The organism is Leclercia sp. EC_58 (genome assembly GCF_019584355.1).
In the GTDB taxonomy this organism is placed as follows: Bacteria; Pseudomonadota; Gammaproteobacteria; order Enterobacterales; family Enterobacteriaceae; genus Enterobacter.
In genome coordinates this window covers 3123483-3136073 of sequence record NZ_VDAM01000001.1, presented here as the reverse complement: position 1 = coordinate 3136073, position 12591 = coordinate 3123483, and the positions used below count along the sequence as shown (strand labels likewise).

The window sequence follows — 12591 nt, the reverse complement described above, 5'->3', positions numbered from 1 at the left end:
CATGGCGGCGGCATTCGGCAGAGTTATCCCGCGATATAGTGGGCCACCGCGGCTTTCGCCCCCTTCTCCAGCAACATTTGATACGCCGCGGTTACCGCCTCGACAAAGGTCGCATCCTGCGGCAGTTCCTTACCAAAGATCGCCTCGATACCCATCAGTGCCTTCACGCGGGATGCCCCTTCAGCACTGCCGTTTACCGCCGACTGGATCACCGACAGCAGCGGATCGCATACCTCGATGGCCTCGCAGCGCTCATCCACGCCGCCGACATAACGCATCCAGCCCGCAATCCCCAGCGCCAGTAACGGGAATGGCTTCTGATGCACCCGGTGCCAGCGCACGGAGTCGAGTATACGCTGCGGCAGCTTCTGACTGCCATCCATCGCGATCTGCCAGGTCCGGTGGCGCAGCGCCGGGTTGCTATAACGGTCGATCAGCAGATCGGCATAACGCCCCAGATCCACACCAGTCACTTTCAGCGTCGGCGCCTGCTCGTTTAACATCAGCGCATGGGCGGCGCGCTTGTAGTTCGCGTCTTCCATGCAGTCGTTGATGTGTTGATAACCCACCAGATAGCCCAGATACGCCAGGAAGGAGTGGCTGCCGTTCAGCATGCGCAGCTTCATCTCTTCAAACGGAATAACATCCGCCACCAGCTCGGCCCCGGCTTTTTCCCACGCCGGACGACCCGCAACAAAGTTGTCTTCAATCACCCACTGGCGGAACGGCTCGCAGGCCACACCCGCCGGATCGCGTACGCCGGTAATCTCTTCGATTTTGTTCAGAGTATCGGCAGTCACGGCAGGCACAATACGGTCGACCATGGTTGACGGGAAAGTGACGTTGGCTTCGATCCACTCCGCCAGCTCAGCGTTGACCGCGCGGGCATAGGCGCAGGTAACGTTGCGCATGACGTGGCCGTTCTCCGGCATATTGTCGCAGGACATCACGGTGAAGGCTGGCAGCCCGGCGTTTTTACGTCGCGCCAGCGCTTCCACCACCACGCCTACAGCGGAAACAGGTTGATGAGGATTCTGCAGATCGGCGGCGATCATTGGATGATCCAGCATCAGCTGCCCGGTCGCCGGGGCGTGGCAGTACCCTTTTTCGGTGATGGTTAATGAGACGATCGCCACCTGCGGTTCACACAGGGCGGACAGCACCGCTTCAAGACCATCCACCTGCGCATGCAGCGCCTTTTTCACCACGCCAACGACCCGCGCTGTCCATGCATCCGCGGACATTTCAGCAACGGTATAGAGATTATCCTGGGCTTTCAGATCGGCTATCTGCTGCTCACCGCCGATCAGATTGACTTCGCAATAGCCCCAGTCACTGCCGTGTTCGGCGGCGAGGATATCGCTATAAACCGCCTGATGCGCGCGGTGGAAGGCACCAAATCCCAGGTGCACGATGCGTGATTGCAGGTTATCCCGGTTGTAGTGAGGAATCGTAGCTTGCGCCTGTAATAACGGATTATTCATGATAGTACTCGTTAATGTGATTAAGCGATGAATCCGGGCCGGCTTGACTCCCTGACCCGGCTTACTAACCCAACTAGAATGGTAGGTGGCATAAAAATTCTCTGCCGTTAACCATACTGATTGTTGATACATCGATATTGATTTACGTTAACTTTTCACCATCTGGTGTGACATCAATACAAAGTTGTGTGACAACATTCTCTATAAACCGCAAGGTTGTGAACCACTCAACCCACGGTTGTGGCTCTCTCTTTTGGCATCACTGATGCTGGAGCCGCTTCCGTCCAGAGGCTGTCATAGTCATAGCCCGTCAGATCTTCCACGATACGTCGAACATCAGGATCAACCGCCGTTTTGGCGCCGTTGGCGCGAAGGCGTTCGACCTCTTCCACGAAGATCTGGTGTGTCTGTTTATTCAGACGGAACGTCAGCGCCTGCCAGAGGGCCAGCATCAGCAGCCCGGCGGTACCGATAAACATCAGCATGGCGATCGTATGAATCGCTTCCGGCGGCTGAACCTGGCTCCCCTTCACGAAACCACCGCTTTGCAGCAGCAAGCCGACCACAAAGGTGGCGATGGCCACAGTGGTTTTACGGGAGAAAGTCATGACGGCAGCGAACAGCCCTTCCCGGCGCTGGCGGCTGACCATTTCGTCAATATCAGGAATGAACGGGAACACGTTCCACGGGGTGAACTCCAGCACACAGCGGCCCACCTGATAGAGTCCGGCGAGGATGAAGAGCGTGGCAACGGTATTCAGCGACGGGATCTGATAGACCGCCAGGAAACCGGCCAGACAGAGCATCATCAGGGCATAGGCGAAGACATAGAGCCGGGCCGGGCCATATTTGATGATCCCAAGCCCTGCAATAAGCGTTACCGGCAAGCCCACGATACTCATCGACAGCAGACTTCCCGCCAGCGATGACGAGACGTTAAGGCAGTAGACGCAGAAGAAGACGAACACGGTGTTATAGACATCTTTGCCGGTAAACGACAGGAGATAAATCGCCAGATGCTTTCTGAAGGCGCGGATTTTCAGCGTCGAGGCGTAGGATTTAAACAGGTCGATAATGGCGCGCAGTTTATCAGACAGGCTGCCAGGCATAGCTGACTTTTCCAGTTCCGCCTGCATCTGCGGGGTGAGCTCCCGCTCCCATGTTACTTTCCATGAGATAAAGACGCAGATCATAAACAGCACGGCGAAAATCACGCCATTAATCAGATAGGCGCTGGCGTTCTGCTCGCCAAAATAGCCAATCAGCAGTCCAGGAATAAAGGTCGCCAGAAAGGTGCCGGACGCCGACATAAACATCCGGCAGGTTGAGAGTTTAGTGCGGCCATTAAACTCTTTGGTCATTTCGGAAGGCAAGGTTTCCCAGGGGATGAGGACCATTGCGGCGATGATCTCAAAGGCGAGATAGACCGCCAGATAAAAGGCGTAACTCATGCCATCGAGCCACAGTAAGGCATAGACCAGCATCAACGGCGCACCAATCAGCAGGAAAAACCGCCGACGGCCAAATTTCTTGCCAAAATAGTTTTTATAAAAGTGGTCCGTTAAGCTGCCCATAAATAAACTGACCACCGCATCAACAATACGGGCAATGGCGACGATCGAGGCCGCTTCAATTGGCGATAAGCCAACAAAGGTGGTGTAGAAAAATAACAGCCATGCGCCAATTACGGTAAACGCGCCGCCACCCATAATATCGGTCAGGCCATATCCAATACTCACCGGAATGGTGACGTTTTTCTTTGCACGAGACATACAGTTTCCTTACCTGAAAAAAATCCAGTTAATACCCGATGCTTCTGTGAAGTTTTTTTATTAGCGTTGATTATCGAGAGGCATAAAAAAAGACTCCCCTGCGTTTACAGAGGAGTCATCAGTCATTACGAGATGGCGCGATGTTTACCGTGAATCTTTAGCGCGGAAGCTTTATCGTCTGCAGCATCTTCCAGCGTGCTCAGATCGCGGTCACATACCTCTGGCATCAGCAGGGCTGAGATCAGGCCGATGAAGGAGTAAACCACCACCATCGCCACGATTGGCCACCAGGAGCCGGTCATGTTGCAGAAAATCCCTGCCAGTACCGGACCAAAACCAACCGCAATCAGACCACCCGCCTCTTTTGAAATTGCCATCCGGGTGAAACGGTTACGGGAACCAAACATCTCGGCCATGGTGATGTTTTCCAGGGCGAACAGTCCCAGCACCGCGAAGTTATGGATAACAATAATCGAGGTCATGATCACGCCAGGGCTGTACGACTTGTCGACAATAATCGACAGCATTGGGTAGGCCAGAATAATGGCGGAAAGGCTCAGCAGAATGTAAGGCAGACGACGACCATATTTATCGGACAACCAGCCCAACAGCGGGATAGTAATAAAGCCGAGAATAGAGCTGATCATCAGGGCGTCGGTCGGAATAGCCTTATCAAACAGCAGCGTCTGGACCAGATACCCGGCGAGGAACGTCTGGATCAGGCCGGAGTTACCCGCCTGGCCGAAGCGCAGACCGGTCGCCAGCCAGAAGGATTTGCTTTTCAGCATCCCACCCAGGGTATTTTCTTCAACCGCAGCCTGAACAGGCGCATCGTCGGTATTAACCTGCTCAAATACCGGGCTCTCCTTGAGGTTCATACGCAGCCAGATGGCAAAGATCATCACCACCACGCTTGCCAGGAACGGCACGCGCCATCCCCAGGCCAGCAGCTGTTCGCGGTCGAGGGCAAAGAACATCACTGCCCAGATCGCCGTGGCGCTCAGGGTGCCGCAGTTAGTGCCCATCGCCACCAGTGAAGAGATGATGCCGCGTTTCCCTTTCGGCGCATATTCCGCCAGCATCGTGCCCGCACCGGAGATCTCCGCCCCTGCGCCCAGCCCCTGGATAATACGCAGCGTCACCAGCAGCACCGGCGCGAAAATGCCAATTTGTGCATAGGTCGGCAGCACACCAATCAGCGTGGTGCAGATCCCCATCATGGTGATGGTGATAAACAGTACCTTCTTGCGTCCGACGCGGTCACCCATTTTGCCGAAGACAAAGGCGCCAACGATACGGGCAATATAGCCCGCCCCATAGGTACCCATCGCCAGAATCAGCGCCATCGCCGCCGACTGTTCCGGGAAGAAGATTTCGTGAAAGACTAATGCCGCGCCCAGCGAATAAAGCTGGAAGTCCATGAACTCTAACGCGGTACCCAGCCAACCGGATACGGCGGCTTTTATCAGGTCAGATGTGGATCTTTCATGTTGTAGTTGAGTCATATTGGCTATCTCGAAAGGGTAAGATGCGTACCGCTAAACCGCATTCAGTATTATTATTAAGAGAACGTCAGTAATACCTTGCAGCACTGCCGCTGGTCTTTCTCAAACAGTTCAATAGCGTCTTTAACGTCTTGATACTCAAAACGATGAGTAATCAGTTTGTCAGGGTCGATAAGCCCTTTCTCCAGCCAGTCGATGACCACCGGGAATTTATTGGCGTTCAGACGTGACGAGAAAATGGAAAGCTCTTTACCGGTGATCCCCTGCTGCGCAACCTGGCTCGGTTCGCTGGAGAAGCCCATGAGCACAATGCGCCCGCCCGGCGAAGCCAGATTGACAGCCTCCTGCAAAATAGAAGGGTGACAGGCCGCATCAATAATCAGCGTCGGTTTGACGCCCTTCTCTTCCAGCACCGCCTGCAGAGACTGATTGCCATTGTTGATGACCCAGTCCGCCCCGCTGCGCTGGGCCATCGCCAGACGCTCGTCGATGCGATCGACCACAATGACCTGTTTCACCTTGTAGACGCCCTTCAGCGCCTGGACGGTGACCAGCCCCATCGGGCCAGCGCCGTAAATGAGCGCCACATCCTGCTCTGTCGGGCTGGCGTGGCCGGTGACGTTGGCCGCGATGGTGAATGGCTCAACCATCACCGCATGTTCATCGCTGACGGCATCCGGAATGACCCAGGCATTTTTTGCGGGGACCACGGCGTATTCGCTGAAGCCGCCGTCACGATGCACGCCCAGCACCACCAGCGAGGTGCAGACGTTCGGTTTGCCGACCGAGCACGGGTAGCAGTGGCCGCAGCTGATCACCGGGTCAACCGAGACGCGCTGGCCGAGGCGGGCGGTGTCGACGCCCTCACCGACGGCATCGATGACGCCAAAGAACTCATGGCCGATCACACGGGGATATTTGGCGAACGGGTTGTGGCCGCGATAGATATGGCTGTCGGAACCGCAGATCCCGGCCAGCTTCACTTTGACGCGCACTTCGCCTGGTGCAGGCGCGGGTAGCGAACGCTCTTCGATCACCAGCGAATTCGGTTGTTGAATAACGATACTTTTCATTTTTTGCTCCTTTACCAGTTCCACAGCGTGCCGTCTTCGAGACGTGCAACAGGCAGGTAAGCGGGATCGTAGGGATATTTCGCCGCCAGTTTTTCATCAAACTCGATGCCCAGGCCCGGCTTATCGCCCGGATGCATGTAGCCATCTTCAAAGGTCCAGTTGATGTTGAAGACCTCCAGCATCTGCTCGGAATAGCCCATGTACTCCTGTACACCAAAGTTTGGTACCCACAGGTCAAAGTGCAGCGCAGCCGCGTGGCAAACTGGCGACAGATCCGACGGGCCGTGTGAGCCGGTGCGTACCTGGTAGAGAGAGGCGAAATCGGCGATCCGACGCATTCCGGTAATGCCGCCCGCGTGGGTGATGGTGGTGCGGATGTAGTCGATCAGCTGCTCTTCGATCAGCTGTTTGCAATCCCAGATGCTGTTGAACACTTCGCCCACCGCAATCGGGGTGACGGTGTGCTGACGGATCAGACGGAAGCACTCCTGGTTCTCTGCCGGGGTCGGGTCTTCCATCCAGAACATGCGGTACTGCTCAATGCTCTTACCGAAACGCGCGGCTTCGATCGGCGTCAGGCGGTGGTGCATGTCGTGCAGCAGGTGTTCATTGAAACCAAATTTGTTACGCACGGCGTCAAACAGTTTTGGCGTAAAATCGAGGTACTTTTCCGTTGACCAGAGCTGCTCTTCCGGCCAGTTGCCTTTGGTGGCAGGCTCATAGGCCAGCCCTTTCCCTTTAGACATGCCGTAGGTGGTTTTCATTCCCGGCACACCGCACTGTACGCGGATGGCCTTGAATCCCATCTCTTTATGGCGGGCGTAATCTTCCAGCACATCGTCAATGGTGTGACCGGTGGTGTGGCAGTAGACCATCACCCCTTCACGGGAGGCGCCACCCAGCAGCTGGTACAGCGGCATGTTGGCGGCTTTGGCTTTGATGTCCCACAACGCCATGTCGATAGCTGAGATCGCCGACATGGTGACCGGACCGCGACGCCAGTAGGCGCCTTTATAGAAGAACTGCCAGATATCTTCGATACGGTGGGCATCACGGCCAATCAGCTGCGGGCAGAGATGATCTTTCAGGTATGACGCGACGGAAAGCTCGCGGCCATTAAGGGTGGCGTCACCCAGACCGACAATTCCCTCGTCGGTAGTGATTTTCAGTGTGACAAAGTTACGCCCTGGACAGGTGACAAATACTTCAGCCCCTACAATCTTCATTTTCCGGTTCCTTACATCTTTTACTGTGATGCCGGAAATCTACGCAATTACCCTACTACCATACAAGTATAAAGTTTAAAAAGTCTTCGCTGGATCACAGATTGGGCGCTCAGGCGCGCCCCCAACCTGCCACGATAATGAGCATGCCGCACAGCGCCACCAGTGCTCCGGCCCAGTCGTAGAGGCTTAGCTTCACGCCATCGACCACCCGCAACCACAACAGCGCCGTGCAGACATAGACCCCGCCATAAGCGGCATAGACGCGCCCGCTTGCCGCGGGATGTAGCGTGAGCAGCCAGACAAACAGCGCCAGTGCCACGCCCGCGGGAATCAACAACAGTATCGAAGCGCCTTTCTTCAGCCAGAGCCAGGGCAGAAAACAGCCGAGAATTTCGCACAGGGCGGTGGCAAAAAAGAGCAAAGTTGTTTTAAACATATTTAACGTTGTCTGATGTGTGATGAGGTATCATACCTGAATGTGAAAGGAACCCTTCCACACGCCTGATGTGGGTATGCCCTCAAAATGGACTGATGTAACAACTCCGGTGGAATTATCGAATGTCCACCGTCTACAAGGAAATCGCTATGCGTAAAATGAGCACACGCCTCTGCCTGGCTGCCCTGCTGGCTGCTGTTTTCATCGCGCCAGTATCCGCCAACACCAGCAAACTGATTATTGAATCTGGCGACAGCGCCCAGAGCCGTCAAAATGCCGCCATGGATAAAGAGCAGTGGAACGATACCCGCAGCCTGCGCCATAAGGTGAACAGCCGCGTGGAAAAAGAGTGGGATAAAGAAGACGTCGCTTTTGACGCCCGGGATAAATGCCAGCAGAGCGCCAATATGAACGCCTACTGGGAGCCCAACACCCTGCGCTGCCTTGACCGCCGCACTGGCCGTGCCCTGGCCCCCTGATTGTTCCCGTACGCACCGCGCAGGCTCCTGCGCGGTGCTTAGTAGTACTCAATCGTATTTTTGATGGTGTACTTGCGCGACACCGCCGGCTTAACGCTCTCATCGGTCACCACCAGCTCGCACGCCACCGGGTTGTCGTGGCGATCGTAATCGCAGGTCTGCTTCACCTTACCCAGCCGCTTATCGTTAAGCTGGCTGACCGAGGTGTAGTCCAGTTTCTTACGCTTGTCTGCCGCCGGTGTGGCCGTAATGGAGAGCTGTTGCTCCCCGGAGACGGTGGTTTTACCGAGTGGATAGCCATCTGCATCGTAGCGATAGTTCACTTCCATATCTTTGCCGTGGGCGCTGACGATAAAACCGTTGTCATCGGTATCCCATGAAATCCCCGATGCGGGCAGTTCCGCCAGCTGGCATTTTCCCTGTAGCCGCAGCTTTTTCTGCTGGGTTTGCGCATCCAGATAGTAGTTGGCGTCCAGCACCAGGGCGATGCCGGTGTTCGCCTCCAGATCGTGCAGCTCCAGGCTGTCGAAGCAGCCCTCCGTAGAGAGCGTGCCGCTGACGCGCTTGGCCACTTCCCCTTTATCATTGAACAGCGTCTGGCTGAAATCTTTCACCGGCCCGCGCAGGGGATCAAAATCAAATTCGTTAGAAAAACTGGCCATCTCTGGCGTAAACGACAGCGGCGCGGCGGAGTTATCACACCCCGTCAACAGAGCCGCCAGGACAAACATAAGCGCGCGTTTATTCACATGACCTACCAATAGCAGAAAAGGATCCCGGGCAGTGTAGCAAATACAAACGTTTACACTATCCCTGCTACTATTATAGTCATACACAGTCGTAAGGAGGCAGATATGAAACGGTTACCCTGGATTACTGCACTTTTGCTGGCGGGCATTGCCCCGGCCGCGCTGGCGGCACCCGATAATTGCGAGCGCATCAAAAGCGATATTCAGCAGCGGATCATCAATAACGGCGTGCCGGAGAGCGGCTTTATGCTGAACATCGTGCCGAACGATCAGGCCGACAAACCCGACGCCGAAGTGGTAGGCCACTGCGCCAATGACACCCTCAAAATCCTCTATACCCGCACCAGCAGCGGCAACTACCCGGTAAGCGGAGGCGGCAATCAGGCCCCTGCACCTCGCGAGCCGCAGTGAATATTCCCCCGTTAGCGCGGGGGAATTTCGTTTGTTTTGATATACATTAATACCACCCCCTACTTAATGGGTAACACTCCCCTCCATTAGCCCGATCGTCATCACGGCTGAAATCAGTTTTCAAACGACGAACGTAATGGAGTGAGTCATGTCAGATAGTGAGCATAGCGGCGGGATCAGCCGCCGTACCCTCGTCAAATCGACCGCCATCGGATCCCTTGCGCTTGCCGCGGGCGGCCTGTCATTACCCTTTGGTTTACGTCCCGCAGCCGCGGCAGTGCAGCAGGCACGCGCAGATAAAGTGGTCTGGGGCGCCTGTTCAGTCAACTGCGGCAGCCGCTGCGCGCTGCGGCTGCACGTGCGTGACGATGAAGTGTACTGGGTTGAAACAGACAACACCGGCGACGACACCTATGGCAACCATCAGGTGCGCGCCTGCCTGCGCGGACGCTCGATTCGTCGACGCATCAACCATCCCGATCGCCTGAACTACCCCATGAAACGCGTGGGCAAACGCGGTGAAGGGAAGTTTGAACGCATCTCCTGGGATGAAGCCCTGGATCTGCTCACCACCAGCCTGCGTAACGTGGTGGGTAAATACGGCAACGAAGCGGTCTACATTAATTACTCTTCCGGTATTGTTGGCGGTAACATTACCCGCTCATCACCTTACGCCTCGCTTGTGGCCCGATTGATGAACTGCTACGGCGGCTTTTTGAGCCATTACGGGACTTACAGCACCGCGCAGATCGCCTGCGCGATGCCCTACACCTACGGCAGCAACGAGGGCAACAGCACCTCGGATATCGAAAACAGCAAGCTGGTGGTGATGTTTGGTAATAACCCGGCGGAAACGCGCATGAGCGGCGGCGGGATCACCTATTACCTTGAACAGGCGCGCGAACGCTCGAATGCGCGCATGATCGTCATCGATCCTCGTTACACCGACACCGCCGCCGGGCGTGAAGATGAGTGGATCCCGATTCGGCCGGGAACGGATGCCGCGCTGGTGGCGGGCATCGCCTGGGTGCTGATTAACGAAAACCTCGTCGACCAGCCCTTCCTCGATAAATATTGCGTCGGTTACGACGAAACCACGCTGCCGGAAGGCGCGCCCGCGAATGGTCATTACAAGGCTTATATTCTGGGCCAGGGTGATGATGCCACCGCCAAAACCCCGGAGTGGGCCTCGCGCATCACCGGCATTCCCGCCGATCGCATCATTAAGCTGGCCCGGGAAATTGGCACCGCGAAACCGGCCTACATCTGCCAGGGCTGGGGGCCGCAGCGCCAGGCCAACGGCGAGCTGACCTCCCGCGCCATCGCCATGCTCCCTATCCTGACCGGCAACGTCGGTATTAATGGCGGCAACAGCGGCGCGCGTGAATCCACTTACACCATCACCATTGAGCGGATGCCGCTGCCGGAGAACCCAGTCAAAACCCAGATCTCCTGCTTCAGCTGGACCGACGCCATTGCCCGCGGGCCGGAGATGACCGCCACCCGCGACGGGGTGCGCGGCAAGGATAAGCTCGACGTGCCGATCAAGTTCATCTGGAACTTCAAGGACTTGAAGCGGACCCTTAGTAGGCCTGAGGTCCTGCATTGAGTCAAGACCTTGTGTCATTCTTTGTGCCAGACTTGTGTCATTAGACGGGATGTCTAGACGGCTGGTCAGGACCCCCGGTGGCCTCGGTCTGGACTTGAGGTGGGCCTATGGGGGGAAGTCTGCTGGCTTAATGTATTAGATGGTCATTCACATTTTTCTGTCAGAAACCATCGGTCCCACTGTGAGTCCAAACCTAAGGACCTAGAAGTCCACCCACAGCCTTAGACAGAGTGTCGAACACATCCACACCGAGTCGACCAGAGAGGACCATGTAGAGACCCACAGAGAGGAACACGAGTTTATAGACCAGAGTCAGGAGGGACTTCAGGTCTGCGGAAGTCATAGACATACTGTATACTACCATACCAGTAATGAGGTCCAGACCCTCAGGTCCAGACCACAGTTATCATGATGATTGGAATGATTGAACGGTAGGCACTTTACGTCTCACCCATTGTTCAGCTTCAGCCAGTGACCAGCATAGCCGCTTATAGACTCTGCGTGTCATCCAGATTGTTGCTTGATATCGTCCACCCTCCACAGGCTGTATGGATGTCTTAATCACAGTGATAACCCACCACCTGAAGTCCTGCTGATATTCAGTCCAGACTTACCCCTGCTCATGGTCTTACCTCCCTCGGTCTCCTGACCTTGGGTATCGACTACAGCTTGCTGAGCGTCATCTGGAGGAGCTACAGGAGGAGCTACAGGAGGCGGGACCGAAGCCCCACCTTGAGTCCCACCACCACCTGTCAGGCCCTTGGCGATGGACCTGAAGCCTTTACTAATGCTCTTACCCATTGGTCTTACGCTTCGGTCTTGGTGAACTTCAGGCGTTTGACTACAGGCAGGACGGCAGTAGCTGAGCCAGTGCCCATCTTGACGGTCGTAGCAGCTTCAGCGACAACGAACACTTTACCGAGGATTTCCAAGTCGTGGGACTGAGAGTCGCCATCACGTGAAAGGACGACCGTAATATTCTCACCGTCGTGACGGAAGCAGCCGAAGCTCAGGGCCGTGAAGCGTTTAGCCAGCATGAACACACCTTTGTCCTCACCGTTGTAATACGCGATGTCGGTACCCAGCATATCCACGATAGCGTCTTCACCAGAGAAGCCCTGTTTAGCAGCCAGACGGGACAGCGCTTTCAGTTGGGACTCATGGGCGATGATGCCGTAATCAGACACTTCAGAGCCGAAAGAGGACTCGGTGTTCTCAAACAGAGCGTCCATGATAGCGTCTGCCTTAGTGGTCAGGCTTCCAGTCAGGACTGGCAGCTCTACGGTCTTCAGCAGCTTGGAGGACTCCAGAACGTCAACCATGCGAGCGTTGATGGTACGGACCACATTCTCACAGATGTTCATAGCGTCCTGCTGGAGTGTGCCATGAGTGAAACCAGTGGAGGACTTGGCGTCCCACAGTTTAGTTTGCTCCGAGATGAGGATTGCCTGTTCGATAGGTTCGACGACAATCTCCTGACCAGACGGAACGGTCACGACTTCAGGTCGCTCACCACCGCGTACAGGGACGACCACAGAGCGGTCAGACAGAGTGTGGGCGATGATTGGGGTAGGCAGGCTATTGCGGGTAGGCAGGACTTCTACAGGGAACGGGATGTTCTCTTGAGCGTCTTTAAGTACACCGTTCAGCATAGCCTTAACCGTCTTAGCTAACTGGAGGGCATAGACCTGCGGGTCAGCGTTAGTCGGCAGACCTTCATTGACCTGAATGTTGTCGGTGTCGGTGATACGAACAGGCTCAATGCCGAACTGGAAAGCGTCTTTAGTCATAGTCATAATAATCAATCTCCTAAATTAGTTTGGATACTGTGGGTCCCGACATCGGGT

At 55.6% G+C, this 12591-nt stretch carries 10 protein-coding genes and 1 pseudogene; 3 read left to right on the top strand and 8 right to left on the bottom strand.

All coding sequences use genetic code 11. The features are described from left to right. Window positions 1–23: 23 nt before the first annotated feature. The 6 genes from FHC51_RS15430 to FHC51_RS15405 form a co-directional block, all read right to left on the bottom strand. Window positions 24–1484 (bottom strand): mannitol dehydrogenase family protein, encoded by a 1461-nt coding sequence (locus FHC51_RS15430; protein ID WP_220435963.1) that lies wholly within the window; start codon window positions 1482–1484, stop codon window positions 24–26. 227 nt (window positions 1485–1711) lie between these two features. Further along, the gene (locus FHC51_RS15425) at window positions 1712–3256 is read right to left on the bottom strand and encodes an MFS transporter (RefSeq protein WP_220435962.1); all 1545 of its coding nucleotides are present in this window, start codon (window positions 3254–3256) and stop codon (window positions 1712–1714) included. Window positions 3257–3381: 125 nt separating this feature from the next. After that, window positions 3382–4761 carry an MFS transporter gene (locus FHC51_RS15420; RefSeq protein ID WP_220435961.1) on the bottom strand — a complete coding sequence of 460 codons (1380 nt, stop codon included), beginning with the start codon at window positions 4759–4761 and terminating at the stop codon, window positions 3382–3384. Window positions 4762–4817: 56 nt separating this feature from the next. Next, complete coding sequence (locus FHC51_RS15415) at window positions 4818–5834, bottom strand: Zn-dependent oxidoreductase (protein WP_103824471.1); 1017 nt, start codon at window positions 5832–5834, stop codon at window positions 4818–4820. A gap of 11 nt (window positions 5835–5845) precedes the next feature. After that, window positions 5846–7060 (bottom strand): starvation-sensing protein RspA, encoded by a 1215-nt coding sequence (rspA, locus tag FHC51_RS15410; protein ID WP_103824472.1) that lies wholly within the window; start codon window positions 7058–7060, stop codon window positions 5846–5848. Window positions 7061–7169: 109 nt separating this feature from the next. Continuing rightward, complete coding sequence (locus FHC51_RS15405) at window positions 7170–7496, bottom strand: YnfA family protein (RefSeq protein WP_103824473.1); 327 nt, start codon at window positions 7494–7496, stop codon at window positions 7170–7172. A gap of 149 nt (window positions 7497–7645) precedes the next feature. Between FHC51_RS15405 and FHC51_RS15400 the strand changes: the two genes are divergently transcribed. Continuing rightward, window positions 7646–7975, top strand: coding sequence for a DUF1283 family protein (locus FHC51_RS15400; protein WP_114315083.1), 330 nt, complete (start codon window positions 7646–7648; stop codon window positions 7973–7975). 38 nt (window positions 7976–8013) lie between these two features. On the opposite strand, the gene FHC51_RS15395 is transcribed toward FHC51_RS15400, so the two are convergent. After that, window positions 8014–8724 (bottom strand): YnfC family lipoprotein, encoded by a 711-nt coding sequence (locus FHC51_RS15395; RefSeq protein ID WP_220435960.1) that lies wholly within the window; start codon window positions 8722–8724, stop codon window positions 8014–8016. A 105-nt stretch (window positions 8725–8829) separates the two neighbouring features. Here FHC51_RS15395 and FHC51_RS15390 point away from each other — a divergent pair, with 105 nt between their 5' ends. Both FHC51_RS15390 and FHC51_RS15385 read left to right on the top strand, forming a co-directional pair. Next, entirely contained in the window at window positions 8830–9135 is a 306-nt protein-coding gene (locus FHC51_RS15390; RefSeq protein WP_103824474.1) for a DUF1161 domain-containing protein, read from the top strand. Between the two features lie 148 nt (window positions 9136–9283). Further along, a pseudogene (locus FHC51_RS15385) lies at window positions 9284–10699 on the top strand (molybdopterin-dependent oxidoreductase); the annotation flags it as partial. Window positions 10700–11550: 851 nt separating this feature from the next. Here the strand turns inward: FHC51_RS15385 and FHC51_RS15380 are convergent. After that, window positions 11551–12540, bottom strand: coding sequence for a hypothetical protein (locus FHC51_RS15380; RefSeq protein ID WP_032617955.1), 990 nt, complete (start codon window positions 12538–12540; stop codon window positions 11551–11553). Window positions 12541–12591 lie beyond the last annotated feature (51 nt).